Source organism: Micromonospora parva, assembly GCF_000718515.1.
In the GTDB taxonomy this organism is placed as follows: domain Bacteria; phylum Actinomycetota; class Actinomycetes; order Mycobacteriales; family Micromonosporaceae; genus Micromonospora; species Micromonospora parva.
The window spans coordinates 167827-193100 of the sequence record NZ_JNZS01000001.1 but is presented as its reverse complement, the minus strand read 5'-3'; the positions used below and the strand labels follow the sequence as shown (position 1 = coordinate 193100).

General features: G+C 74.6%; 20 protein-coding genes. 10 read left to right on the top strand and 10 right to left on the bottom strand.

Features of this window, described 5'->3' with window-relative positions:
* Positions 1-53: 53 nt before the first annotated feature.
* Positions 54-2951: a helix-turn-helix transcriptional regulator gene (locus IF22_RS0100835; protein ID WP_030327567.1), complete on the bottom strand. Its 2898-nt coding sequence runs from the start codon at positions 2949-2951 to the stop codon at positions 54-56.
* Between the two features lie 194 nt (positions 2952-3145).
* Between IF22_RS0100835 and IF22_RS32745 the strand changes: the two genes are divergently transcribed.
* The 3 genes from IF22_RS32745 (at position 3146) to IF22_RS0100820 (ending at position 9556) form a co-directional block, all read left to right on the top strand.
* Positions 3146-5383 carry an adenylate/guanylate cyclase domain-containing protein gene (locus tag IF22_RS32745; protein ID WP_051708076.1) on the top strand — a complete coding sequence of 746 codons (2238 nt, stop codon included), beginning with the start codon at positions 3146-3148 and terminating at the stop codon, positions 5381-5383.
* A gap of 105 nt (positions 5384-5488) precedes the next feature.
* Positions 5489-8773 (top strand): ATP-binding protein, encoded by a 3285-nt coding sequence (locus IF22_RS0100825; RefSeq protein ID WP_030327565.1) that lies wholly within the window; start codon positions 5489-5491, stop codon positions 8771-8773.
* Positions 8774-8863: 90 nt separating this feature from the next.
* Positions 8864-9556, top strand: a complete 693-nt coding sequence (locus IF22_RS0100820) for a hemerythrin domain-containing protein (RefSeq protein ID WP_030327564.1) — start codon at positions 8864-8866, stop codon at positions 9554-9556.
* A 61-nt stretch (positions 9557-9617) separates the two neighbouring features.
* Here IF22_RS0100820 and IF22_RS0100815 read toward each other — a convergent pair whose 3' ends face one another.
* The 4 genes from IF22_RS0100815 to IF22_RS0100800 all read right to left on the bottom strand — a co-directional run bounded on the left by IF22_RS0100815 (position 9618) and on the right by IF22_RS0100800 (position 13207).
* Positions 9618-10184: a dienelactone hydrolase family protein gene (locus IF22_RS0100815; RefSeq protein ID WP_030327562.1), complete on the bottom strand. Its 567-nt coding sequence runs from the start codon at positions 10182-10184 to the stop codon at positions 9618-9620.
* Between the two features lie 55 nt (positions 10185-10239).
* Entirely contained in the window at positions 10240-11346 is a 1107-nt protein-coding gene (locus IF22_RS0100810) for a nucleotide disphospho-sugar-binding domain-containing protein (protein ID WP_030327561.1), read from the bottom strand.
* A 10-nt stretch (positions 11347-11356) separates the two neighbouring features.
* On the bottom strand, positions 11357-12679 hold the full coding sequence (gene paaK, locus IF22_RS0100805) for a phenylacetate--CoA ligase PaaK (protein WP_030327560.1): 1323 nt from the start codon (positions 12677-12679) through the stop codon (positions 11357-11359).
* A gap of 78 nt (positions 12680-12757) precedes the next feature.
* Complete coding sequence (locus IF22_RS0100800) at positions 12758-13207, bottom strand: MarR family winged helix-turn-helix transcriptional regulator (protein WP_030327558.1); 450 nt, start codon at positions 13205-13207, stop codon at positions 12758-12760.
* Between the two features lie 135 nt (positions 13208-13342).
* On the opposite strand from IF22_RS0100800, the gene IF22_RS0100795 reads away from it, so the two are divergent.
* From IF22_RS0100795 to IF22_RS0100765, 7 genes are all read left to right on the top strand, one after another.
* On the top strand, positions 13343-14563 hold the full coding sequence (locus IF22_RS0100795) for an MFS transporter (RefSeq protein WP_245233475.1): 1221 nt from the start codon (positions 13343-13345) through the stop codon (positions 14561-14563).
* A 142-nt stretch (positions 14564-14705) separates the two neighbouring features.
* On the top strand, positions 14706-15464 hold the full coding sequence (locus tag IF22_RS0100790) for a class I SAM-dependent methyltransferase (protein ID WP_030327556.1): 759 nt from the start codon (positions 14706-14708) through the stop codon (positions 15462-15464).
* Positions 15465-15540: 76 nt separating this feature from the next.
* The gene (locus IF22_RS0100785; protein ID WP_030327554.1) at positions 15541-16014 is read left to right on the top strand and encodes a fluoride efflux transporter FluC; all 474 of its coding nucleotides are present in this window, start codon (positions 15541-15543) and stop codon (positions 16012-16014) included.
* A complete protein-coding gene (gene crcB / locus IF22_RS0100780; protein ID WP_030327553.1) occupies positions 16011-16373 on the top strand; it encodes a fluoride efflux transporter CrcB in 363 nt (120 codons plus the stop codon). The genes IF22_RS0100785 and crcB overlap by 4 nt, the downstream gene beginning before the upstream one ends.
* A gap of 104 nt (positions 16374-16477) precedes the next feature.
* On the top strand, positions 16478-17002 hold the full coding sequence (locus IF22_RS0100775; protein WP_030327552.1) for a PadR family transcriptional regulator: 525 nt from the start codon (positions 16478-16480) through the stop codon (positions 17000-17002).
* Entirely contained in the window at positions 16999-17679 is a 681-nt protein-coding gene (locus tag IF22_RS0100770) for an ABC transporter ATP-binding protein (RefSeq protein ID WP_030327550.1), read from the top strand. The genes IF22_RS0100775 and IF22_RS0100770 overlap by 4 nt, the downstream gene beginning before the upstream one ends.
* Entirely contained in the window at positions 17676-19832 is a 2157-nt protein-coding gene (locus IF22_RS0100765) for an FtsX-like permease family protein (protein WP_030327549.1), read from the top strand. The genes IF22_RS0100770 and IF22_RS0100765 overlap by 4 nt, the downstream gene beginning before the upstream one ends.
* A 3-nt stretch (positions 19833-19835) precedes the next feature.
* Here IF22_RS0100765 and cobA read toward each other — a convergent pair whose 3' ends face one another.
* The 5 genes from cobA to IF22_RS32740 are packed head-to-tail and all read right to left on the bottom strand — an operon-like array spanning position 19836 to position 25258.
* Positions 19836-21506, bottom strand: a complete 1671-nt coding sequence (gene cobA / locus IF22_RS0100760; protein ID WP_030327547.1) for a uroporphyrinogen-III C-methyltransferase — start codon at positions 21504-21506, stop codon at positions 19836-19838.
* The gene (locus tag IF22_RS0100755; protein ID WP_030327546.1) at positions 21503-22099 is read right to left on the bottom strand and encodes a precorrin-8X methylmutase; all 597 of its coding nucleotides are present in this window, start codon (positions 22097-22099) and stop codon (positions 21503-21505) included. The genes cobA and IF22_RS0100755 overlap by 4 nt, the downstream gene beginning before the upstream one ends.
* Positions 22096-22287: a DUF362 domain-containing protein gene (locus IF22_RS0100750; protein WP_036410455.1), complete on the bottom strand. Its 192-nt coding sequence runs from the start codon at positions 22285-22287 to the stop codon at positions 22096-22098. Before IF22_RS0100750 ends, IF22_RS0100755 begins: the two co-directional genes overlap by 4 nt.
* Positions 22275-24002, bottom strand: a complete 1728-nt coding sequence (cobJ, locus tag IF22_RS0100745; protein ID WP_030327543.1) for a precorrin-3B C(17)-methyltransferase — start codon at positions 24000-24002, stop codon at positions 22275-22277. The genes IF22_RS0100750 and cobJ overlap by 13 nt, the downstream gene beginning before the upstream one ends.
* Positions 23999-25258: a bifunctional cobalt-precorrin-7 (C(5))-methyltransferase/cobalt-precorrin-6B (C(15))-methyltransferase gene (locus tag IF22_RS32740; protein WP_051708102.1), complete on the bottom strand. Its 1260-nt coding sequence runs from the start codon at positions 25256-25258 to the stop codon at positions 23999-24001. The genes cobJ and IF22_RS32740 overlap by 4 nt, the downstream gene beginning before the upstream one ends.
* Positions 25259-25274 lie beyond the last annotated feature (16 nt).

The window sequence follows — 25274 nt, the reverse complement described above, 5'->3', positions numbered from 1 at the left end:
GAACGACGTATCCCGGCGCGCACACGCGCGCCGGGATACGTCGTAGTGGTAAGTCAGCCCCGTTGGTTGCGCAGCTGGATCGCGCTGGCCTGCACCCGGGTCCGGACCTGGAGCTTGTCGAAGATGTGCGACACGTGCACACCGATGGTCCGCTCGCTGATGAACAGCCGCTGCCCGATCTCCTTGTTGGTCAACCCCTCCGCGACCAGGGCGAGCACCTCCCGCTCCCGTGCGGTGAGCGCCGTCAGCTCGTCGTCGGACGCCTCCGCCGGTGCGCTGCGCGTACCGGCGCCGGTGTCGCGCTCGTCCAGCGACACCCGGGCCCGCCCGGCCAACTCGCGGATCTCCGAGGTCAACGGCACCGCACCCAACCCCTGCGCCACCCGGTACGCCTCCCGTAGGAGCTTGCCGGCGGTGGCCAGCCGGCTGCGGCGGGCCAGCAGCGCCTCGGCCTGCCGCAGCCGCGAGTAGGCCGCCGGATAGGGGTGGTTGCGCCGATCCCACTCGGCGGCCGACACCGCCCACAGCTCCGGGTCGCTGCCGTCGAGGCGGCTCACCTCGGCGGCGCACAACGCCAGGAAGCCCTCCACCACCGAGCGCACCGGCCGGGCGGCGCCGGCGCTCTTGCGGGCCATCCGGTCGGCCACGTCGCGCAGCCGGCGCACCGCCGTCGGGTCCACCTCCACGGTGCGGCTGGCGTGCGCCTCCGCCTCGGCGCGCAGGCCGTGCCAGACCAACGCGGAGAGGATCATCACGTCGTCGGAACGGCTCTCGGTGAGGCCGCGCTGCACGGCCTGCCGCGCCACGTCGTGCCGACCCTCCCACATGGCCAGCCCGGAGCGCAGGGTGAGCAGCGGAATGACGTGCCGCGCCCCGCCGCCGGCGAGCAGGGTCGCCACCGCGTCGAGGTCCCGACCGGCGGCCTCGATGTCGCCGTAGCCCACCGAGAGCCGGCACCGGGCCAGCAGCAGCTCCACCGCGTCCGCACCGGACGGTCGGTGTCGCAGCGCTACGGCCACCACCTTCTCCGCCTCGGCCCACTGGCCCACCCGGAACAGCCCGTTGATGGCGATGGCCAGCAGCCGGGTGCCCCAGGTGCGGCCCAGCCCCAGCTCGGCCACCCGTTCGGCACCCCGACGGGCCACCACCACACCCTCTTCGAGGATGTTCAGCGGCCCGGTCAACAGCTCCGCCAGGTGCAGGTACGCGCAGGCCACATCCTCCGGCTGACCGGCGCGCTCGGCGGTGTCGAGGGCGTCACGCATGACCGCCAGGCCGGCGTCCGGGTCTTCCAGGAAGGCGTCGCTGAAGCCCAGCGCCGAACTGGCCAGCACCACCTCGGTCGTCGAGCCCGCCACGTTCTCGGCCAACGCCAGCGCCTCGCGGGCCCGCTCGCCGGCGTCGGCGTACCGGCCGAGGTGCAGCAGCAGCTCGGCCAGCCGGGCGGCGGCGGTGGCCCGGTCCCGGGGGGAGCAGTCTTCGGCCTTCAGCGCCCGCTGGTACTCCTCCTCGGCCAACGCGGAGCGACCGGCGGCGGCCAGGTAACGGGCACGGCGGATGTGCAGCGCGCAGCTCGGCTCGCCACCGCGCAGCGCGACCAGCTCCTCCAGCAGGGCCAACGCGCGGGCGTGCTCCCCACAGTGGTGGGCCGCCTCGGCGGCGTTCTCCAGCAACTCGACCCGGTCCACCGTCGACGGGCCCGGCTCGGCGGCCAACTGCAACGCCGCGGACCAGTGCCGGTGCGCCTCGGCGTAACCGTGCAGCCGTTCGGCCTCCTGCGCGGCGGCCACCGCCGCCGGCAGGGCGCGTGCCGGTTCGCCGGCCAGTCGCCAGTGGTGCGCCAGCCGGGCCTGGTGCAGCTCGCCCGGCGCCGTGGTCAGCGCCTCGGCGTAGCGGCGGTGCAGCCCGGAGCGCTCGGCTGGCAGCAGCTCGTGGGCCAACACCTCGGCGACGAGGCGGTGCCGCAGCCGGTAGCCGTCGTCGGCGCCGACCAGCAGCCGGTGCGCGACAGCGGCGCGAGCCGCGGCGATCAGCTCGTCCTCCGGCATCCGCAGCACCTCGGCCAGCAGCCAGTGCTGCACCGGCTCGACACCGGCGGCCACCGCGTGCACCACGGCGTGCGCGTGCTGGGGCAACGCGTCGACGCGGTCGAGGAAGATCTCCCGCAGTGTCTCGGACAGGCCGTCGCGGCCGTCGCGCAGGTCGCGGGCCAGTTCCTCGATGACGAACGGGTTGCCGCCGCTGCGCTGCCACACCTGCTCGGCCGCGTCGGCGCTCAGCGTCCGGCCGACCACCGCAGCGGCGAGCGTCTCGGTGTCGGCCCGACCCAGCGGCGCCAGGTCGAGCACCCGCACCGTGCGCAGCCGACGCAATTCGGTGAGCACCCGACGCAGCGGGTGCGCGCCCTGCAACGACTCGGCCCGGACCGCGGCCAACACCGACAGCTGAAGATCACCCAGGCCGGCGAGCAGGTAGAGCAGAAGCTGACGGGTGCTGCGGTCGACCCACTGCAGGTCGTCCAGGATCAGCACCAACGGCCGACCCTCGGCGATCAGGTGCAGGCCGCGGGAGACCCGCTCCAGCAACGCGCCCGCGCCGTCCGGGCCGGCGGTCTCGTCGGCGAACATCTGCAGCAGCCCCCGCACCGCCGAGGAGGTGCGGGCGGGCGAGGCGGACACTTCGGTGTCGAACCGGCGCAGCGCCTGCAACAGCGGGTGCAGCGGTGAGGCGTCGCCGATGTCCAGGCAGCTGCCGGTGAGCACCACGGCACCCCGCTCCCGCAGGCGGTCGCCGATCTCATCCAACAGCCGGGTCTTTCCCACACCGCTCTCGCCGGTCAGGAAGACCGCCGCGGTCTGCCCGTGCGCGCCGTCACCGAGCAACGCGGACCGAACCGTCTGCACCAGCTCGGCCCGGCCCACGAGCGGTGCGGTGTCCACATCGCTGGCCATGCCACGCAGCCTAATCACAGGGCCCCGCACCGTTCTACGGCTGCCTGCCGCTTGTGGTACTCCTCGCGTCGACTTTGCGACTAAAGGTTGCAGGTGGCCGACATACGTCGTTCTGCAGATCCCCCGTCGGCCCAGGAGTGCCAATCTCCGGAGGTGATCAGGCAACCGCGGGGAGAAAGGCCGGTGCGACACCCATGACCACCAGCATCATCGTCGACACGCAACGGACCGTCACCCCGCTCTGGCCGGTACCGCAGGAGAGGCGCGTCGTCACCGTCCTCTTCGCGGACATCGTCGGCTCCACGGCCCTGGTGGGCCGCCTCGACCCGGAGGACGTCCGGGCGTTGCAGCAGGCCTACTTCGACACCGTCGCCGGTGTGCTGCACCGCTGGCAGGGGGTGGTGGAGAAGTACATCGGCGACGCCGTGATGGCCCTCTTCGGCGCGCGGCACTCCGACGGCTTCGACGCCTACCGGGCGGTGCGCGCCGGCCTGGAGATCCAGGCCGCGCTGGACCGCCGGCCCATGGTCGGCGACATCAGGCTGCGCGTCCGCGTCGGGGTGGCCACCGGCGAGGTCGTGGTCGACCTCGGCGACGTCGTCACCGGCGGGCACGGCGTGGCCAGCGGCGCGGTGATCACCGCCGCCGCCCGCCTGCAGGAGTACGCCGCACCCGGCGGCGTCGCGCTCTGCGCGGCCACCGCCCGCGCCACCGCCGGCCTGATCACCCAGCGTCAGCTGACGCCGGTGCCGGTGGCCGGTCGGGTGCCGCCGGTGCCGCTGTGGCACGCCGTCGGCCCGGTCCGCCCCGGCGCCGACCGGCACGACGGTCCGCTGATCGGCCGACGCCGCGAACTGGCCACCATCCGCGACCAGTTGGGCGGGGCCATCCGGGACCGGGCGCCACGCTGGATCTCCCTGGTCGGCCCCACCGGCAGTGGCCGCAGCCGGCTGCTGCACGAGCTGACCCGCGGCCTGACCACGGTGGACGGTACGCCCGTCCGCTGGTGCGTGGCGGCCTGCCAGCCGTACCCCGATCAGGTGTTGGCGCCGGTCGCGCACCTGCTCCGAAACCTCGCCGGGATCCGGCACAGCGACGGCCCGGCGGCGGTCCACGACCGGCTGGTCACCGCCCTGACGCCGCTGTTCCCGCCGACCAGGGTGGCCACCGCCGTCCCGGCGCTGCAGCGCCTGCTGACCACCCCGGACGGCTCGGCCGCCGCCCTCGCCGGCGCGGCGATCTGCCGGGAGGTCCTGCTGCGCCTGGCCGCCGACCGGCCGCTGATCGTGGCCGTCGACGACCTGGACCGGGCCGCGCCGGCGGTGAGCCGGTTCCTGCACGCGTTGTTCCGCGCGGCGACCGAGCGCGCGCTGCCGCTGGCAGTGCTCACCGTGCACCAGCCGCAGTGGGCCGACACCCGGCCCGGTCCGGCCCGACGGGTGACGATCGGCCCGCTGGCCACTGTGCAGTCCGGCCGGCTGCTGCGCCACCTGCTCAGCCGGGCCGGGCAGCCGGTGGCCCTGGTCGACCGGCTGCTGCCGCTGGTGGGAGGCCGCCCCGGGCACGCGACGGCGTACGTGACGTCGCTGGTGGACGGCGCCGACCCGGCGGCACTTGCGCTGCCCGAGGCGGTCCGCCGGGCCGTCGGCGCGGAAGTGGACCACCTCGACGGTGAGCGGCGGGCGGTGCTGATGGCCGCCGGCACCCTCGGTGGCCTCATCCACGGCGCGGCAGTGGACCGGGCACTCGGCTGGACGCCCGGCCGGTCCGCACCCGCGCTGCGCGGTCTGGTCGCCGCCGGGCTGCTGCGTCCGCACCGCGTCGACGGGTACGCGTTCGCCGCGCCCGCGCTGCGCCAGGTCGCCGCCGAGCGGTTGCCCCGCGCCCTGCGCGCCGTCTTCGCCAGCCGAACCGCCGACACGCCGCGCCTCGACACCGTCCACGCGCACACCGCCGACCCTGCCGAGGCGGTCGGCACCGGCGTCGTCGACGCCGCGACCGCGCAGGTCGTGCGTCTCGACGCGGTCCGCTCCCGGGCCGGCCTCGACACCACACTGGCCCCGGTGTCGCGACCGGGTGCCAACGGCCCGGTGCGGCACCGACCCGTTCGCACCCCGACGATGGCCACCGCGCCGGCCGCGCCGAATCGGCAGACCCACCGTTCGCCGGGTTCCGGTCGGCTGCGGGTCGTCGGGTCGGCCGGTGACGGGCCGCCGACCCCGGCCGCCTCGACGGCCGCGTCCCGACGCAACGCGGCCGGGCACTGGCCCCCGGAGGTCGCCCGATCCCGGGCGGCGATCAGCGCCAGGCCCGCCGTACCGGGCTCCGCCCGACGGGGTGCGCTCGTCGGCGTCGGGGAGACACCCCCGTTACGCGGCACGCCCGGTACGCCGTCGCCGCGCTGGTCGGACGCTCTGGCCGCCTGCGCCTGAGGTGGCATCGAGAGCGAGGCGCCCCCACCTGGGGTGAGCTGGCTTGCCACCGTCCGACGGGAGCGGGCGAGCCGGTCACCCGGCGTGACTAGGATTGGTCCCGTCATGCTGCTACGGGTGCTCGGGCCGCTTGAGGTCGAGGTCGACACAGGCGGGCCGGTCGACCTCGGCGGCCCCCGGCAACGCGCCGTGCTCGCGCTGCTGCTCGCGGCCCGGGGCGAGGTCGTCTCCGTCGGTCAGCTGATCGAGGATCTGTGGCGGGGTGACGCGCCACCACGGGCGATCGCCTCCCTGCAGGCGTACATCTCGCACCTGCGCCGCCTGGTGGAACCGGCCCGCGAACGCCGGGCGCCGGCCCGGGTCCTGGTCACCGCGGCACCGGGTTACGCGCTGCGGCTGCCCGCCGACGCCGTCGACGCCGGCCGGTTCGAGACCCTGCTCGCCGAGGCGCGCGCCGTCGGCCCCACCGACCCGAGCCGGGCACGTCACCTGCTGCGCGACGGCCTCGACCTGTGGCGCGGTCGGGCGTACGCCGAGTTCGCCGGGGAGCCGTGGGCGCAGCCGGAGGTGTTGCGGCTGGAGGAGCTGCGCCTCGGCGCCCGGGAGTTGCTGCTCGACGTGACGGTGCGCTGCGGCGACGCGGCCGAGGCGGTGCCGGAGGCGGAGTTGCTGACCCGGCAGGCGCCGCTGCGGGAGGAGAGCTGGCGGTTGCTGGCGCTGGCGTTGTGGCATACCGGCCGGCAGGGCGACGCGCTCGCCGCGCTGCGGCGGGCGCGGGCGACCCTGGCCGACCAGCTCGGTCTGGACCCGGGCCCGGCGTTGGTCGAGGTGGAGTCCGCGATCCTCGGCCAGCGCCTCGACCTGCTGCCACCGGCGACGCCGGCACCGGTACGCGCCGGGCGACAGGTGTCGCAGGAGGTCTTCGTCGGCCGGGAGGTCGAGGGGGAAGCGCTGCGGCAGGCCGCCGCCGACACGGTGGCGAGCGGGCCGCGGGTCGCAGTGCTCAGCGGTGAGGCCGGGGCCGGCAAGACCAGCCTGCTCACCCGGTTCCGGCAGGAGCTCATCGACCACGGCTGGCTGGTCACCGTCGGCCGTTGCCCCGAGGTCGACGGCGCCCCGCCGGCCTGGGCCTGGGTCGAGGCGCTGCGGCAACTCGCCGAGCAGGCACCCCCGGGCGACCTCGCACCCGCGCTCGCCCCGCTGCTCGGCGGCGGCGACGGTGAGCCCGGTGGCGACGTCACCGCCGGCCGGTTCCGGCTGCACCGCGCGGTGGGCACCTGGTTGGACGCCGCCGCGACCCGCAGACCGGTCGCCGTGATCCTCGACGACCTGCACGCCGCCGACGCGGAGACCCTGCTGCTGTTGCAGAGCGTCACCGAGATGACCACCGGCGCCGTCCTGTTCGTCGCGGCGCTGCGGCCCGCGGACAACGCCGACCGCCTCGCCGAGACGATGGCCGTGCTGGCCCGCCGGTCACCCCACCGCATCCCGCTGGGCGGCCTGAGCACGTCCGAGGTCGAACGGCTGCTCGGCGCGCTGGCCCGGACCACCGTCGACCCGGACACGGTCGCCGCGTTGGCCGAGCGGACCGGCGGCAACCCGTTCTACGTCCGGGAGTCGGCGCGGCTGCTCGCCGCCGAGGGCACGCTCGTCGCCACCTCCGACGTGCCCGAGGGCGTACGCGACGTGCTGCGCCGACGGCTCTCCCGGCTGCCGGCGACGGCCGTGTCGGTGCTGCGCCTCACCGCCGCCGTCGGGCGGGAGGCTGACGTGCCGACGCTCGTCGACGCCGCCGGCACCGACGAGGCCACTGTGCTGCGGGCGCTGGAGGCCGGGCTGGCCGCCGGACTGCTCACCGAACCGGCGCCCGGGCGGGTGCGGTTCGTGCACGGCCTCGTCTGCGACACCATCTACACCGACCTGCCGCAGCTGCGCCGCACCCGCCTGCACGCCCGGATCGCCGCCGCCACCCGCCGGTTGCGGCCCGACGACTACCCGGCCCTCGCCCACCAGTACGCCCGCGCCGCGTCGGCCGACACCGCGCCGCTCGCCGTCGACTACGCCATCCGGGCCGCCGAACTGGCCGAGCGGCGGTACGCGTACGACGCCGCGATCGAGCTGCTCAGCAACGCCGTCGAGGCCGCCGCCACGGTCGCCGGGGACCGCGACGCGCTGCGGGTCGACCTGCTCGGCCGGCTGTTGCGCGCCTATGCGCGCGCCGGTGCGGTGGCCGCCGCCCGGCAGACCCGCGCCCGGGCGTTCGACGTCGCCGCGCAGTCCGGCCGCGACGATCTGCTGGTCGCGGCGTTCACCGCGTGGACCGTGCCCACCCCGTGGCTGACCCACGAGTACGGCGTGGTGGACCACCGCGTCGTCGAGGTGCTCACCCGGCTGCTGCGCGCCGACGACCTGGACCCGGTTGCCCGTTGCCGACTGCTGGAGGCGCTCGCCACGGAGTTGGACGGCGAATCCGACCCGCGCGGCGTGGCGGCCGGGCGGGAGGCGTTGGCCCTCGGGCGGCGCCTCGACGACCCCGAGCTGCGGGCCCTCGGGCTGGCCGCGCGGATGCGCACCATGAGCTACGAGCGGGAAGCGCCGGCCCGTCGGGAGCTGGCCGTGGAGCTGCGCGACCTCGCCGACGAGCATGGGCTGGTGACCTACCGCTCGGTCGCCGAGCAGGTGCTGGGCCACTGCGCCGCCGCCCTCAACGAGCCGGACGAGCTGCGCCTCAGCGTCGCCCGGCAGGGGTGGCTGGCCGAGACGTACCAGCTGAACGAGGCGCAGACCATCAACCTGTGCTCGTTGGGCACCCTCGCGCACGTCGCCGGTGACTTCGTCGCCGCGCAACGGCACTACGACGAGGTCGCCGCGCAGATGCGGCGGCAGGGTTCGCTGCACGCCGAGTCCTTCCACTACTTCTCCACCGGGACCCTGCTGATCAGCCAGGGACGGTTCGGTGAGCACCTGGCGGCGACCCGGCGGATCCGGGAGTCGCTGGGTCCGATCGTGGACGACCTGCTGGCGCTGGCGTTGATCGGGAGCGGACGCCTGGCCGAGGCGCGGGCCATGCCGATCGGGCGGCACACGTACCGCCCGGACTACTTCGAGTCGGCGTTGCTCACCGTCCGCGGGATGGTCATCGTGGCGCTGGGTCGACGGGACCTGGCCCAGCCGGTGATCGACGCGCTGCTCCCGGTCAGCGACCAACTGGCCGGTTTCTCCACCACCGCGGCCGTGGTGCGGCCGGTCGCGTTGACGCTCGGGGAGCTGTGCCGGCTGCTGGGCCGCACCGAGGAGGCGACCCGGCACTTCACGCTCGCCGCGCGGGTGGCCCGCCGGTGGGAGTCGCCGCACTGGCTGGCCGAGGCGACGGCGGCGTTGGCCGGCTGACCGGCACGGTTGGTGGATTCCAAGCCGGTTACAAGTGACACCGAGCATGATCAACAGATCTGTGCCAGTTGATCCCTCGGAAAGGTCACCGTGAACCAGAACCACCGCGAAGCCATGGCCGACGTGCGCGACATGTACATGGCGCACTCCGCGCTCCGTCGCGAATTCAGCCTGCTGCCGCAGCTCGTCCGGGACGTCACACCGGGCGACACCAGGCGCGCGGAGGTCGTCGGCGCCCACGCCGAGATGCTCTGCCACATCCTGCACCTGCACCACGAGGGCGAGGACCTGCTGCTGTGGCCGCTGCTGCTGGAGCGCGGCGGCGCGCAGGCGACGGCGATCGTCCCCACCATGGAGGCGCAGCACCACGCCATCGAGGACGCCCACGCGGCGGTGGTGGCCCTCCTCCCCCAGTGGCGTCGTACCGGACGCGACGGCGAGCAGCTCGCCGACGCCCTGGAACAGCTCCGCAGCGCGCTGATCGAGCACATGGCTCTGGAGGAGAAGGAGATCCTGCCCCTGGCGGAACGGCACGTCACCGCCAGGGAGTGGATGCGGCTCGGCGAGCACGGGATGAGCAAGTCCTCGAAGAAGCAGCTGCCGTTGGCCTTCGGCCTGGCCATGTACGAGGGCGACCCGGCAGTGGTCAAGGCGGTGCTCGCGCACGCCCCGCTGCCGGCCCGGTTGCTCATGCCAATCATCGCGCCCCGGCTGTTCGCCAACCACGCCCGGCGGGTGCACGGCACCGCCACTCCCCCACGCATCGGCGCCACCGCCAACTGAGCGGGGTCGGCGGCTCAGCCGACCGGCCAGGGCGACGAGGTCACGCCCCCGGGCCTGGTGATCAGCAAGCGGCCAGGAAGGCCAGCACGCGCGGCCAGGCCGCCGCGCTGGCGTCCGGCGAATACTCAGCCACCTCCGGATCGGTGAACAGGTGGCCCACCCCGGGATAGCGGAACACCGTCAGGTCGGCGCCGGCGCCGGTCATGGCCCGCTGCCACTCGTCGACCTCGTCCGGGACGTCGTACGGGTCGGGGTCGGCGAGGTGCAGCTGCACCGGCAACCCGGGTCGGACCGCGTCCGGGGCCCCACCGGTGCCGTGCAGCAGGAGCAGACCGGCGGCGTCGGGGCGCTCGGCCAGCAGCGCCCCGGCCACCCCGGCGCCCATCGAGAAGCCGGCGAGCACGGTCTGCGGTGGCAGGTCACGCAGCGCGGCCCGGGCCCGGTCCAGCACCACCTCCTGGCCGATCTTGTCGAGCAGCGCGAAGCCCTCCTCGACGGTGTCGGCGGCCGGGACGCCGTACAGGTCGGGGGTGCTGACCTGGTGCCCGGCGGCGCGCAACCGGTCGGCGGCGGCGCGCACGGCGGGGCGCAGCCCGTACACGGAGTGAAACAGCACGACGTGTCGCATCCGGTCATCCTGCCGCAGCCGGGCGACAGTCCGGGGTGGCCACGCCCAGCGGGCGTCAGACCAGTGCCGTCAGCCGCGCGACCAGGTCGGTCGGTGCCGGCATCCCGGCGATCTCGCGGCTGACCTGTGCGGCGGCGGTACGCAGGCGCTCGTCGGTGAGCAGCTGGGTCAGGGCCCGCGCGGTGATGTCGCGGGGACGCAGCGCCAGACCGGCGCCCCGGCGGGCCACCAGCTCGGCGTTGTGCCGCCGGTCCCCGGGACCCGTGGTGGCCAGTTGGGGCAGGCCGGCGGCGAGGGCACCGAGGACGCTGCCCGCCCCACCGTGGTGCACCAGCGCCGTGCTCGCCGGCAACGCCTCGTCGAGGGGGATCCAGTCGACCACCCGGACGTTGCCGGGCACCGAGCGGGCCGACCGTTCGTCGGGACGGACCAGCACGATCTCCGCGTCCACCTCGGCGGCGGCGGCCACCACGGCGGGCATCGGCCCCCGGTCGCCGGGGCCGGTCAGGGTGCTGCGGGTGACCAGGATCCGCTGGCGGTCACCCGGCTCGCGCAGCCAGTCCGGCAGCTGGCCACCGCCCACGTAGGACGAGTAGCGCATCGGCCAGCCGCCCTGCGTGGCAACGCTGGGCGGGGCCACGGCCAGGGCGGCGGCCGGCGCGGGCAGCTCGGTGAGGCCGTGGCGGCGCAGCGCACCGCCGAGTCGGGCGACGGTGGCGCGGACCAGATCCCGGCCGTCGAAGAGGGCGTTCTCCTGGCGTACGGCCGGCACGTCGAGGCGCGCGGCGGCGACCGCACCGGCGACCGCGAACGGCTCGTACACCACCAGATGCGGCCGCCAGTCGGTGGCCAGCGCGACCACCGGGTCGGTGAGCTGGTCGTTGAGCGCGCCGAACAGCAGGCCGGCGCCCCGGGTGCCGGCGGTGCCGGCCAGCTCCGCGCGGGCGATCAGCGGATGGCGGGGGAAGACCCGCAGCGCGATCCGCCCGAAGTCGAAGCCCGGCGCGATGTCGTGCACCGACAGACCGGCCTCGGCGGCGGCCAGGCCCCCACCGCCGGTGGCCACCAGCACGTCGTGGCCGGCGTCGCGCAGCGCGACCGCGAGCGGCACCAGTGGGAAGACGTGCCCGACGAGCGGGGCGGAGACCACCAGCACACGCATGCGCGGGATCCTATGTCGGGTTCGACGTCGAGGTGGGCCGCTGGTCGACGATGCGGCGCATCTTGCCCATCGACCGTTCCACAGTGTCCGGGGCGAGCACCTCGACCGCCACGCTCACGCCGATGGTGTTCTTCACCAGCTGCACCAGCGTGCCGCCGGCCCGGTCGGCGGCATCCACGGCGACGCCGGCGCGCCGCTCCACCCGCACCGTGAGGGTGTCCAGCCGGCCGTGCCGGTCGAGGACGCACTGGAAGTGCGGCGACAACTGCGGAATCCGCAGGATCAGCTCCTCGATCTGGGTGGGGAAGATGTTCACCCCGCGCAGGATCATCATGTCGTCGGTCCGGCCGGTGATCTTCTCGATCCGGCGCATCGGCCGGGCGGTGCCGGGCAGCAGCCGGGTCAGGTCGCGGGTGCGGTAGCGCACGACCGGCATCGCCTCCTTGCTCAGCGAGGTCAACACCAGCTCACCGCGCTCGCCGTCGGGCAGCACGGCCCCGGTGACCGGGTCGATGATCTCCGGGTAGAAGTGGTCCTCCCAGAGGTGCAGCCCGTCCTTGGTCTCGACGCACTCGGTCGCCACACCGGGACCCATCACCTCGGAGAGCCCGTAGATGTCGACGGCGTGGATGTCCAGCTGCTGCTCGATCTCCCGGCGCATGTCCTCGGTCCACGGCTCGGCCCCGAAGATGCCCACCCGCAGCGAGGTGGACCGCGGGTCGATGCCCTGGCGGCGCATCTCGTCCACGATGGCCAGCAGGTAGCTGGGCGTGACCATGATGACCTCGGGTTCGAAGTCGCGGATCAGCATGACCTGACGCTCGGTCATGCCACCGGAGACCGGGATGACGGTGCAGCCCAACTCTTCAGCCCCGTAGTGCGCGCCCAGACCGCCGGTGAAGAGCCCGTAGCCGTACGCGACGTGCACCCGGTCACCCGGCCGGCCGCCGGAGGCGCGGATCGAGCGGGCCATCAGGCGCGCCCAGATGCGCAGGTCGTCGCGGGTGTAGCCGACCACCGTCGGGCGGCCGGTGGTGCCGGAGGAGGCGTGCAGGCGGGCCACCCGCTCCCGGGGTACGGCGAACATGCCGAATGGGTAGTTCTCCCGCAGCTCGGCCTTGCCGGTGAACGGGAAGCGGGCCAGGTCGTCGAGATCCCGGCAGTCGTCGGGGTGCACCCCGACCGCGTCGAACGCCCGCCGGTAGTGCGGCACGTTGTCGTACGCGTGCCGCAGCGACCAGCGCAGTCGGTCGCGTTGCAGGGCGCGCAGCTCGTCGATGCCGGCGCGCTCGATCGGCTCCAGCTCCTCCGGACGAGGGGTGCGGTCCTGCATCGGCTGCCTCCTTGGCGCGACGGTCCCGGTGGGGCTGCGGGTACCGTACGCCCGCCGTCGCGCCGGCCGGCGGGGCGGTCAGCGGGCGGCGGGCAGCCGGTGCAGGGCGTCGACCAGTGGTGCCAGCTCGGGGGTGGCCTCCGCTTGGGCGAGCGCCTCGGTGAGCACCCGGTCGTGGGTCGGTCGGGTCTGGGCGAGCAGCTCGGAGCCGGCCGGGGTCAGCTCGGTGTAGATGCCGCGCCGGTCGTCGGCGCAGAGGATCCGGGTGAGCAGCCCCCGCTGTTCGAGGCGGGTGACCAGCCGGGTGGTGGCGCTGCCGGAGAGCGCGGCGGCGCGGGCGAGCTGGCTCATCCGCATGTGCCAGCCGTCCTGGCGGGACAGCGCGTCGAGCACCGTGTATTCGACGACGGAGAGGTCGTGGCCGGCCTGTAGGGCGCGTTCCAGGGACGTCTCGATCAGCCCGTGCAGGGCGGCGAGGGTGCGCCAACCCTGGGCGCGGATCTCGACCGCGTCGTCCGCGATGCCCATGGCTGCCTCCTCGGTGTGATCTGAACGGATGCCAGGCTACCACGCTTGCGCCGATATAAAGCGCGTGCAAGTATCTCGTTGCTGGCGCGTGTAGTTGCACACGCCTCACATCTGCCCCCTCTCGACGGGAAGACCATGTCCGTACGCCACAAGTCCCTGCCGCCCGGCCTGATCGCGCTGGCCATCGGCGCCTTCGGCATCGGGCTCACCGAGTTCGTCATCATGGGGCTGTTGCCCGAGGTGGCCGCCGACTTCGCGGTCACCGAACCGGTGGCCGGCTGGTTGATCTCCGGCTACGCGCTCAGCGTGGCCGTCGGCGGGGTCGCCCTCACCGCGGCGGTCACCCGACTGCCGCGCAAACCGGTCCTGCTCGGCCTGATGGTGCTCTTCATCATCGGCAACCTGCTCTCCGCGATCGCCGGCGACTACGCCGTGATGATGGCCGGCCGGATCGTCGCCGCGCTCTGCCACGGCGCGTTCTTCGGCATCGGCGCGGTGGTCGCCGCCGGCCTGGTCGCACCCGCGCGCCGGGCGGGTGCCATCGCCATGATGTTCGCCGGCCTGACCATCGCCAACGTGCTCGGCGTGCCCTTCGGCACCTTCCTCGGGCAGCACTTCGGCTGGCGGTCGACGTTCTGGGCGATCACCGCCATCGGCGTGGTCGCCCTGGTCGGGCTGGCAGCGCTCATCCCGGCGGGCGACACCGCCGACGCCGACCGGCCGGCCGGCGGGCTGCGCGGCGAGTTGCGCGCCTTCACCCACGCCCAGGTCTGGCTCTCCCTGGTGATCACCGTCCTGGGTTTCGGTGGGATGTTCGGCGCGTTCACCTACATCGCCTACACGCTCACCGAGGTCAGCGGCTTCGCCTCCAGCACGGTGCCGTGGCTGCTGGTGCTCTTCGGAGCCGGGCTCTTCGCGGGCAACCTGCTCGGCGGCCGGGCGGCGGACCGGTCCCTGTCGCGCACCCTGGTCACCGTCCTGGCGGTGCTCACCGTGGTGCTCGTCGGCTTCGCGCTGACCGCCACCAACCCGGTGCTGACCATCGTCGCGCTGGTGCTGATGGGCGGGTTCGGCTTCGCCACCGTGCCGCCGCTGCAAATGCGGATCATGCGGTACGCCCAGCAGGCACCAACTCTGGCCTCCGGGGCGAACATCGCCGCGTTCAACCTCGGCAACGCGCTGGGCGCCTGGATCGGCGGTGTGACCATCGCCGCCGGGCTCGGCTACACCTCGCCGATCTGGGCCGGTGCCGCGCTCACTCTGGCCGGCCTGGGCGTCCTGCTCGGAGCGCTGCGGTTGGCCCGTCGCGACGAGCCGACCCGGGCCGACGAGAGCCTGGTGGACGCCGCGGTCTGACGGCGCGGGACGAGGACGCCGGGCCGGGCGGAAGCGCCGGCCCGGCGTCGCTCTGATCATCGCCCCGCCATCTTCTCGCAGTTGCAAAAGATGTGCAACAAGGTCTGGACAACGCACTCGTCGCGTAACTAGCCTGATCGCCATGACTCCTTACATCGAGGATCCCTGGGCCTGGCAGGAAAGCTGGGACCGCCAGCAGGAGGCCTACCTCCCGGACCGGGAACACCGGTTCGCCGCGATGCTCGACACCGTCGACGCGGTCATCGACGGCCGGGCACCGCGCGTGCTCGACCTGGCCGGCGGCACCGGCACCATCTCGCTGCGGACCCTCGACCGCTTCCCCACCGCGCAGACGACCCTCGTCGACCTCGACCCGGCGCTGCTCGCCATCGCCAGCGCCTCGCTGGCCGACCGGGCCACCATCATCACGGCCGACCTCGGCACCCCCGAATGGCACTCCGCGCTCCCCCACCGCGAGTACGACGCCGTCCTCACCGCCACCGCCCTGCACTGGCTGCCGGCCGACCGGATCGGGCAGCTCTACGCCGAGGTGCGCGACGTGCTGCGCCCGGGCGGCGTCTTCGTCAACGCCGACCACATGCCGGACGACACCCTGCCGGAGCTGACCAAGCGGCTGATGGACCGGGCCCGTGACCGGCGCAACGCCCGGTACGCCGCCGGCTCGATGCTGTCCTGGTCGGACTGGTGGGAGCGGGCCGGCGCCGATCCGGCGCTCGCCCCGCTGGTCGCCCGGCGTCACGCGATCTACCCGACCGGGCACAGCCCCGAGTGGAACCCACCGGTCTCCTGGCACCTCGCCGCGCTCACCGCCGCCGGTTTCCGCGAGGTCGGCACGCTCTGGCGCGGCGGCCCGGACGCCGCGGTGGCGGCAGTGCGCTGACACCACCCTCCGCCGGCAGCGCGGCAAGCCGACGGCAGTGCTGACGCCGCTGACGCCGGCACTACGCTGAGGAGCCGTGCCAGAGCCGTTCGAGCCGCGTACCGACCCCGACGTCGATCTGCGCGTCCCCGCCGACCGCCGCGAGCTGACCGCGCGCCCCGCGACGATTCTCGCGGTGATCGCGGCCGGCGGCGTGCTCGGCGCGCTGGCCCGGGCCGGTCTGCAACACGCCGTTCCGCACCCGCCGACCGGCTTCCCGTGGGCCACGTTCACCATCAACACGTCCGGTTGCCTGCTGATCGGCGTGCTGATGGCGGTGCTCGGGCACCTCGACGGTGGGCACCCGCTGGCGCGCCCGTTCCTCGGGGTCGGGGTGCTCGGCGGGTTCACCACCTTCTCCACGTACGCGGTCGACGTCCAGCAGGCGATCGTCGCGGGCGCACCGGGCACCGCGCTGGCGTATCTCGCCGCGACGGTGCTCGGGGCGCTCGTCGCGGTCGGGCTGGGCGATGCGGTCACCGCCGGGCTGCTGCGCCGGGCGGCCCGATGACCGTCCTGCTCATCGCCCTGGGCGCGGCCATCGGCGCGCCGCTGCGCTACCTCGCCGACCGGGCCGTGCAGTCCCGACACGCCTCGGTGTTCCCCTGGGGCACATTGCTGGTCAACGTGGCAGGGTCGCTGCTGCTCGGCGCCTTGGCCGGATGGCCGGCCGGCCCGGCGGTCAGCGCGTTGCTCAGCACCGGCTTCTGCGGCGCGCTGACCACCTACTCCACCTTCAGCTACGAGACACTGCGGCTGACCAGGGGCGGGCACCGGCTGCTCGCCCTGGCCAACGTGCTGGGCAGCGTGGCCGCCGGACTCGCCGCGGCCACCGCCGGGTACGCGGTGGCCCGCGCCCTGACCGGCTGACCCCGCCAGCCCGATTGCCTCGCCATCAACGCCTCGACCAGGCGTCGACCCGCAACACACCGAGGGTATATACGCGAGGTATACCCTCGGTGTAGTCTTCCGGCATGAGCGTGCCACTGACTCTTCTCGGCCTCCTCGAACGGGAGCCCAGCCACGGTTACGACCTGAAGCGCGACTACGACGCCTTCTTCGGCCGAGGCAAGCCGTTGCCGTTCGGCCAGGTCTACTCCACCCTCAGCCGACTGGCCCGCGACGGCAAGGTGGTGATCAGCGACGTCGCCCCCGGCTCCGGCCCGGACCGCAAGCGCTACATCATCACCGACGTCGGGGCGACCGAGGTCGAGCAGTGGCTGACCCAGCCGGTCGACCCGGAGCCGCACCTACAGACGGTGCTCTTCGCCAAGGTCGTGCTCGCGCTGATGCTCGACCGACCGGCCGCCGAATACCTCGACACCCAGCGCAGCGCGCACCTGCACCGGATGCGGGAGCTGACCGAGATCAAGCGCGCCGGCAGCCTGGTCGACGCGCTGCTCGCCGACCACGGCCTCTACCACCTGGAGGCGGACCTCCGGTGGATCGAGATGACCGGCGCCCGACTGGACGCCCTGCGGAAGGAGGTGCGGCGGTGAGCGTCGTGATCGAAGCGCGTGACGTCGAATTCTCCTTCGGTCAGACCCCCGCCCTGCGCGGCGCCAGCCTCGCCGTGGACGCGGGCGAGATCGTCGCCGTCATGGGCCCCAGCGGCTCGGGCAAGTCCACCCTGCTGCACTGCCTGGCCGGCATCCTGGTGCCCGACTCCGGCGAGATCCTCTTCGACGGGGCCAAGGTCCACGCCATGGCCGAGACCGAGCGCAGCAGCCTGCGCCGGGACCGGTTCGGGTTCGTGTTCCAGTTCGGCCAGCTCGTCCCCGAGCTGACGGCGGCCGAGAACGTCGCCCTTCCGATGCTGCTCAGCGGCGTACGCCGGACCGAGGCGCTGCGCAGGGCGTACACCTGGTTCGAGCGCCTCGGCCTCGACGGCATGCAACAGCGCCGATCGGGTGAGTTGTCCGGTGGGCAGGCGCAGCGCGTAGCCCTGGCCCGGGGCCTGGTCGCCGAGCCGCAGGTGCTCTTCGCCGACGAGCCGACCGGCGCGCTCGACTCGCTCACCGGTGAGCAGGTGATGGACCTGCTGGTCGGCGCCGCCCGCGAGCAGGGCACCACTGTCATCCTGGTCACCCACGAGGCGAGGATCGCCGCGTACGCCGACCGCGAGGTCATGGTCCGCGACGGGCGCGTGAACGCGCCGGACCGGATCGCCTCATGATCCGCTTCGGGCTCCGCCTCGCCGTGGCCGGCGGCCGTGAGGCGCTCACCCGCCTGATCGTCATCGCCGCCGCCGTCGCGGTCGGCAGCGGTCTGCTGCTGACCACACTCGCCGGGGTCAACGCCGTCGACGCCCAGCTCACCCGGTACGCCTCGGTGTATCCCAGCGCCTCGACCGGCGGCGACGCCGACCCGCTGTGGTGGTCGACCCGAAACGACTACTTCCACGGCGAGCAGATCATCCGGATCGACGTGGCCGCCACCGGCTCGAACGCGCCCACCCCGGCCGGCATCCCGACCACTCCCGGTCCCGGCGAGTTCTACGCCTCACCCGCGCTGCGGGAACTGCTGGCCGCGCACCCGGCCGACCAGTTGAGCGACCGTTACCCGGGCCGTGACGTCGGCACCGTCGCCCCCGCCGGGCTGACCTCACCGAACACCCTGCTCGCCATCGTCGGCGGCACCCCGGACAGCGTCGGCAAGCTGCCCGACGCCAGGCAGGTCAGCGACGTCGGTGACAAACCAGCGCTTCCCGAGACCGCGGTGAACCTCATCCTGGGCGTGATCGCCGGCGGGCTGCTGTTCCCGGTACTGATCTTCATCGGCACCGCCACCCGGCTCAGCGCCGCCCGCCGGGAGCAGCGTTTCGCCGCGATGCGCCTGGTCGGGGCGACGCCCCGGCAGATCTCGACGGTCGCCGCGGTGGAGGCGGCCGCCGCCGCCGTCGCCGGCACCGCCGTCGGCTTCGGCCTGTTCTACGCCTTCCGCGACCCGCTCGCGGGCATCCCGTTCACCGGCATGCCGTTCTTCCCCAGTGACATGTCACTGGGCGTGCTGGACGTCCTGCTGGTGGCGCTCGGCGTCCCGGCCGGCGCGGCGCTGGCCGCCCAGGTCTCGCTGCGCCGGGTACGGATCTCGCCGCTGGGCGTCACCCGCCGGGTCACCCCCCGTGCGCCGCGCGCGTACCGGCTGATCCCGATCCTGCTCGGCGTCGCCGTGCTGTTCTTCGCCATCAGCTTCCGGCCCGCCACGTCCGACGGCCAGGCGGCGGTGTTCCTGCCCGGGCTGCTGCTCATCATGCTCGGCCTGATCTTCGCCGGCCCCTGGCTGACGATGGTCGGTGCCCGGGTGATGGCCCGGTACGCCAGCCGCCCCGCCACCCTCATCGCCGCGCGGCGTCTCGCCGACAACCCGAAGGCAGGCTTCCGGGCGATCAGCGGCATCATGCTCGCGCTCTTCGTGACGAGCGTGGCCGTCGGCGTGATCACCACGATCATCGACAACCGCGGTCCGGCCCCGATCGGCTCGACCGATGCGGGCACGGTGACCACCGTCTTCGACGAGAAGGTGCCGTCGGTGCCCGACCCGCTCTTCGCCGAGCTGCGGGCGATCAGCGGCGTACGGTCCGCGACCGCCGTCCGGGAAGACCCGGACATCATGAACGGCGGCGAGGGCGGGTTGATCGCGTGCACCGACCTCCCGAGCGCGTACGGCCGGTGCGCCGACGGCGCGAGCGTCATCGAGGTGCCGATCGGTCTCAGCCGCTGGCGGGAGTCGGCCTCGCCCGCGACGGTCTGGCCCGCCGCGTCGTTCACCCTCGACGAGCTCCAGCGGCTACCGGTCGGGGCGATGGTCGTCGGCACCGACGGTTCCGCCGCCGCCGTCGAGCGCGTCCGCACCGTGCTGGAGGTCGCCTTCCCGAGCTTCTGGGTGGGGCCGAACGTGCCCGGCGACTTCGAGTCGGACTTCGCCGACACGCTGCGCGGCTGGGAACAACTGGCCAACGTCATCATCATCGCCAGCCTCGCGCTCGGCGGGTGCAGCCTCGCGGTCAGCGTTATCGGCGGCCTCACCGAACGCCGACGCCCGTTCAGCCTGCTGCGGCTCAGCGGAGCGCCGGTACGGGTGCTGCGTCGGGTGGTCGCGTTGGAGAGCGCCGTACCGATGCTCGCCGTCGCCGCGGTCGCCATCGGCATGGGTCTGCTCGCCGCCCACCTGTTCCTGCGGGCGCAGATGGGTTACACGCTCGTCGCGCCGCAGCCGGGCTTCTACGTGATCGTCGTCGTCGGGTTGGCGGCCTGCCTCGCCGTCATCGCCTCCACCCTGCCGCTGCTGGAACGGATCACCGGTCCGGAGACCGCCCGCAGCGAGTGACCGTCAGACCGTGGGCCCGGTGGTCGACAGCGCGACCACCGGGCCGACGACGAAGACGGCGGGCGGACGGATGCCCTCCCGGGCGGCCGACGCACCGATCTCGTCCAGCCGGGCGGACACCGACCGCTGCTCGGGCAGCCCGGCGTCCTGCACCGCGAGCACCGGCGTCTGCGGGGCGCGACCGTGCTCGATCAGCGCCGACGCGATCTTGGCGATGGTGTCGACTGCCATCAGCAACACGACGGTGCCCCGGGCGCGGGCCAGCGCCGCCCAGTCGACCAGCGAGTCGGGGTGCCCGGGCGGCAGGTGTCCGGACACGACGGTGACGTCGTGCGCCACGCCCCGGTGGGTGACCGGCACGCCAGCCAGGGCCGGTGCGGCGAGCGCGCTGCTCACCCCGGGAACCACAGTCACCGGCACACCGGCGGCCGTGCAGGCCTGCACCTCCTCGTGGCCGCGCCCGAAGACGTACGGGTCACCACCCTTGAGCCGGACCACCCGGCGGCCAGCCCGGGCGTGCGACACCAGGGCCTCGTTGATCGCCTCCTGGGCCATCGACGGGCCGCGCGGCACCTTGGCGGCGTCGACCACCAGCACGTCGGGGCGCAGCCCGGCGAGCAGCCCCTGCGGGGCCAACCGGTCGACCACCACCACGTCCGCGGCGTCGAGCAGCGCCTTGCCGCGTACCGTGATCAGGTCGTCGGGGCCGGGCCCGCCGCCGACCACCGCCACCGACCCGTGGTCGTGGTGGTGGTCGTACCCATGATGGTCGTGCCCGTGGTGATGGTGGTGGCCGACCGGGTCGTCGGGGTGGTCGTGCGGGCGTTGCGGGCGACCCACCTTGTCGGCGAAGCCGGGCATCAGCACCCGGTACGCGCAGGTGTCGCAGTTCATCCGGATGTCGCCGCCCAGCGCCTCGGCGTAGCGTTCCCGCACCAGGTCGGCGAGCGCGTCGCAGTCGCCGATCACGTCGGCGACCCGCACGTCCAGGTCGGGGTGGGCGGCGGCGAACTCCGCCGACTGGGCGACGATCCGGTCCGGTAGCACCCCGGCGAACAGGAAGTACGGCGCGACGACGATCCGCCGCGCGCCGAGACGGCGCAGCCGCTCCAGCACGGCCGGCACCGACGGCTGGGCGAGGGAGATGAACCCGGGCTCGACGCCGGCGTAGCCGCGTCCCTCCCAGAGCAGCCGGGCGACCTTGGCGACCTCGGCGTTGGCGTCCGGGTCGGTGGACCCCCGCCCGATCAACGCGACCCACGTGCCGGCCCGGTCGGCACCCGTCAGCTCGGTGCCGGCCCGGTCGGCACCCGCCAGCGCGGCGTCGATGCGTTCTTCGAGGGCGGTGTGCAGCAGCGGGTGGGGGCCGAGCGGACGGCCGTAGCGGTAGCTGAGCCCCGGGTGACGCTGCTGTTCCCGGGCCATCGCGGCGGGGATGTCGCCCTTGCCGTGGCCGGCGCCGGTGAGCACCAGCGGCAGCGCCACGAGCGCCCGGTGCCCGCGCGCGACCAGCGCGCCGACCGCGTCGGTCAGCGGTGGGCGGGACAGCTCGATGAAGCCGCCCTCGACGTCGCCGAGGTCACCGCGACGACGGACCCGCTCGACGAGAGCGGCGAACTGGTCGACCCCGGCCGCGCTGCGCGTACCGTGCCCGACGATGACCAATCCGGTCATGACTTCTCCTCGACGTAGAGCAGGGCGTTGAGGGCGGCGGCGGCGACCGCCGAGCCGCCCTTCTCGCCCACGTTGGACACGGCGGGCAGGCCGCTGGCCCGCAGCCCCGCCTTCGATTCGGCGGCGCCCACGAAGCCGACCGGCAGGCCGACGACCAGCGCCGGTGCGGCGTGCAGTGTGAGCAGTTCGACGAGCGCGGTGGGCGCGCAGCCGACCACCCAGACCGCGCCGGGCCCGACCCGGTCCAGGGCGATCCGCACGGCCGCCGCCGATCGGGTGATGCCGGCCGAGCGGCCCAGGTCGGCCGCGGCCGGCTCGGCGACCGGGCAGACCAGTTCCAGGCCGGTGCGGGTGATGCCGGCGGCGACCATCGCCACGTCCGTCACCACGGGTACGCCCGCGCGCAGCGCGGCCAGCCCGGACCGCAGGGCGGTCTCGTCGCAGACGAGGTCGTCGACGTAGGCGAGGTCGGCGCTGGCGTGCACCACCCGTTCGGTCACCGCGCGGCTCAGCGGCGGCAGGTGCGACAGGTCGACGCGCTCGCGCAGGATGCGGTACGACTCGACCTCGATGGGGTGCACCACCCGGCTCATCGGGCTCCTTCCGACGGCTCGACGACGCGGATCGCGTCGACGGGGCAGATCTCCAGGCACTCCAGGCAGCCGGTGCACCGGTCGGCGCGGACGGTGAGGCCACCGGCGATTGGTGTGATGGCGTGCGTGGGGCAGGTGCGCAGGCAGGCGCCGCAGCCCTGGCAGGCGTCGATGCTCACGAGCGCCACCGGTACCCCCGGGGGGTGACCATCCGGCCGGCGACCAGCCGTGTGTCGCTGTTGCCGACGACCACCACGCTGTACATGTCGACGATCGCCGGGTCGAGCGTGGCCACCGTGGCGAGGTGGACCTGTTCGCCGGGGCGGCTGGCGTTGCGCACCACCCCCACCGGGGTGTCCGGTGGCCGGTGCCCGGCGAGGATGCCGAGCGCCTTGCCGAGCTGCCAGTCGCGGGCCCGGCTGCGCGGGTTGTAGAAGATGGTCACGAAGTCACCCTCGGCGACGGCGGTCACCCGTCGTTCGATGACGTCCCACGGGGTGTGCAGGTCGGACAGGCTCAGGTAGGCGTGGTCGTGCCCGAGCGGCGCGCCGAGCAGCGCCCCGGCCGCGAGGGCGGCGGTGACGCCGGGCACCCCCACTACGTCGATGCGCTCGTCGGCGTACTCCAGGGCGGGGCTGGCCATCGCGTACACCCCGGCGTCGCCGGAGCCGATCAGCGCGACCGCCCGGCCGGCGGCGGCCTCGGCGACGGCGGCGCGGGCCCGCGCCTCCTCCGCGCCCAGCCCGCTGGCGAGCACCCGGGTGCCGGGGCGCAGCACGTCGCGGACCTGGTCGAGATACTGGTCGAGGCCGACCACCACGGCGGCGCGACGCAGTTCGGTGACCGCGCGGGGGGTGCGCAGGTCGGCGGCGCCGGGCCCGAGGCCGACGACGGCGAGCCGGCCGCGTGGCGCGTGCCGGGCCACCGCCACGGTGGCCATCGCCGTCGCGGTCTTGCTCACCAGCAGCGTCGCGTCGCCGGCCCGGCCATCCGAGCCGAGCAGGGCCGCGGCCTCCGCCACGCTCGGCGTGCCGACCGCGGCCCGGACCACCTCGCTGGGGTGCGGCACGTCGACCGCCGCGAGGCGCGTCGCCGGCCAGGTCACCAGGGGTACGCCGAGCGTGTCGGCGGTGCTGCGGATGCCCGCCTCGTCGGCTTTGATGTCGGCGCTGGCCAGGCAGCGCAGGCTCGCCGGGTCGAGGCCGGCCTCGGCCAGCACCCGGTGCAGCAGCTCCGCCACCTCGGCGGCCGGTACGCCCCGACTCGCGCCCACCCCGGCGACCAGCGACGGCGGGCGCAGCACGGCGGTCCGCCCGTCGGTCGGCACCACCCGGTCGGTGACCAGCAGCCGGTACCCGTCGTCCGGTGTGTCCTCATCGCTGGCGCGCACGTTCGGGGGCAGGGCGGGCAGCGGCCAGTCGGCGTCGGCGACCAGTCGGACCGGTTCACGGTCCAGGATGGCCCGGGACACCGCGGCCACCGCGCCGTGGACCGGCCAGCCGAGGGTGTCCAGCCCGGGCAACCCGACCGCGTCGGTGGCGGTGGTGATCACCGCTCGGGCGTCCAGCAGGGCGGCGACCTGCTCGGCGAGGGCGTTGCCGCCACCGGCGTGCCCGCCCAGCAGTGCCACCGCGTGCCGGGCCGCCTCGTCGACGACCACCACCGCCGGGTCGGTGCGCTTGTCGTCGAGCAGCGGCGCGACGATCCGTACGACCGCCCCGGTGGCCAGGAACGCGACGACCGCGTCACAACCGGCCCAGGCGGCGCGCAGCGCCTCGGCCACGGTGTCCCGCTCGACCAGCCGGGCGTGCGGCCACGCGTCGGCCAGGGTGTCGGCGTGCCGGCGGCCGGCGGCGGTGGCCGCCACCAGGCCGATCCGGGCGGGCGGGTTCTGGTCGGTCACTGGCGCTCCCCGGTGAGGACGACCACCGGGTTGGTGGCCGCGAGACGGATCGACCCGCCGGGCAGGTCGGCGAGGCGGGCGGCGGAGAGCTGGCTGCCCTCGACCGCGTAGCCGGCGGCGCGCAGCAGACCGACTGCCGGCGCGACGCGGTCCAACGCGGCCAGGGTGAGCACGATCCGTGCGGGTCGGCGGGCCAGCACGGCGGTCAGGACGTCGACGCCGCCGCCACCGACGAAGACCGCATCCGGTTCGGGTAGCCCGTCCAGCGCCGCCGGGGCGCGCCCCACGACGATCCGGACGTCGACGGCGTGCGTGGCCGCGTTGTCCCGGATCGCCGCGGCGGACGTCGGATCCTGCTCGACGGCGAGCACTGCCGCGCCGAGCAGCGCGCACTCGATGCCGACCGAGCCGCTGCCCGCGCCGACGTCCCAGACGAGGCGGCCCAGTCGGGGGCGCAGCCGGGCGACGACGAGGGCCCGCACCTCCGACTTGGTGATCATGGAGTCGCGGTGGGCGTACCGGCTTTCCGGCAGCGCCCACCCGCCGGCCGGCGCGGCGGCCGGCTGGTTGTCGGAGCGCATCCCAGCAGACGCGACCCGATCCGGGTCGGCGAGGCTGAGTAGGACGTGCGGGTCGGCCCAGGTCTCGGCGGTGGCCTGCTCGGGGGTCACCGCGCGGATCCGTTCGGCGGCGGTGCCCAGGTGCTCGGCGACCAGCAGGCGACGGGACCAGCCGATCAGGCCGGCACCCAGCTCGGTCGCCCCGGCGCCGGGCGCGGTGAGCACCGCGACCAGTGGCAGCGCCCGGCAGGCGTTCACTGCGGTTCGGGGGTCACGCCCGTGCGCGGTGACCACTGCCGCGCCGTCCCAGGGCAGCCCGGCGCGGGCGAACGCGGCGGCCACACTGGACACCGCCGGTACCACCCGCAGCGGCAGCCCGGCCGCGCGCAGCCGCCGGACGATGCCGAACAGGCCGGGGTCGCCGCTGGCCAGCACCACGGCCGGCACCCCGGCGTCGACGGCCTCGGCGAGGCGGCGCAGGGCGGGGGCGAGCGGCCCGAGGGTGGCGGTGTCCGCGTCGGCCGGTACGGGCACGGCAGCCAGGTGCCGGGCGGCCCCGACCACCAGCCCGGCAGCGGCCAGCACCGGCGCGAGAGCGGGGTGCGGCGGTGCGCCGGCCGCGTCCAGGCCGACCACGGTCACCGGGCCCACCTGGGTCGTCGGGATCACCGGCTTCGCCCGGGTCGTCGGTGGCATCGGTTCCGCCCGGGTC

What these genes read in the sequence shown, in the direction of transcription:
- IF22_RS0100800 (WP_030327558.1), bottom strand. Translation starts at nt 13,207, where the DNA reads ATGGGCATCGCGGACGACGCGGTCGAGATCCGCGCCCAGGGTTGGCGC.
- IF22_RS32745 (WP_051708076.1), top strand. Translation starts at nt 3,146, where the DNA reads ATGACCACCAGCATCATCGTCGACACGCAACGGACCGTCACCCCGCTC.
- IF22_RS0100795 (WP_245233475.1), top strand. Translation starts at nt 13,343, where the DNA reads ATGTCCGTACGCCACAAGTCCCTGCCGCCCGGCCTGATCGCGCTGGCC.
- IF22_RS0100765 (WP_030327549.1), top strand. Translation starts at nt 17,676, where the DNA reads ATGATCCGCTTCGGGCTCCGCCTCGCCGTGGCCGGCGGCCGTGAGGCG.
- IF22_RS0100825 (WP_030327565.1), top strand. Translation starts at nt 5,489, where the DNA reads ATGCTGCTACGGGTGCTCGGGCCGCTTGAGGTCGAGGTCGACACAGGC.
- IF22_RS0100810 (WP_030327561.1), bottom strand. Translation starts at nt 11,346, where the DNA reads ATGCGTGTGCTGGTGGTCTCCGCCCCGCTCGTCGGGCACGTCTTCCCA.
- crcB (WP_030327553.1), top strand. Translation starts at nt 16,011, where the DNA reads ATGACCGTCCTGCTCATCGCCCTGGGCGCGGCCATCGGCGCGCCGCTG.
- IF22_RS0100755 (WP_030327546.1), bottom strand. Translation starts at nt 22,099, where the DNA reads ATGAGCCGGGTGGTGCACCCCATCGAGGTCGAGTCGTACCGCATCCTG.
- IF22_RS0100835 (WP_030327567.1), bottom strand. Translation starts at nt 2,951, where the DNA reads ATGGCCAGCGATGTGGACACCGCACCGCTCGTGGGCCGGGCCGAGCTG.
- IF22_RS32740 (WP_051708102.1), bottom strand. Translation starts at nt 25,258, where the DNA reads ATGCCACCGACGACCCGGGCGAAGCCGGTGATCCCGACGACCCAGGTG.
- paaK (WP_030327560.1), bottom strand. Translation starts at nt 12,679, where the DNA reads ATGCAGGACCGCACCCCTCGTCCGGAGGAGCTGGAGCCGATCGAGCGC.
- IF22_RS0100775 (WP_030327552.1), top strand. Translation starts at nt 16,478, where the DNA reads ATGAGCGTGCCACTGACTCTTCTCGGCCTCCTCGAACGGGAGCCCAGC.
- IF22_RS0100790 (WP_030327556.1), top strand. Translation starts at nt 14,706, where the DNA reads ATGACTCCTTACATCGAGGATCCCTGGGCCTGGCAGGAAAGCTGGGAC.
- IF22_RS0100815 (WP_030327562.1), bottom strand. Translation starts at nt 10,184, where the DNA reads ATGCGACACGTCGTGCTGTTTCACTCCGTGTACGGGCTGCGCCCCGCC.
- cobA (WP_030327547.1), bottom strand. Translation starts at nt 21,506, where the DNA reads ATGACCGGATTGGTCATCGTCGGGCACGGTACGCGCAGCGCGGCCGGG.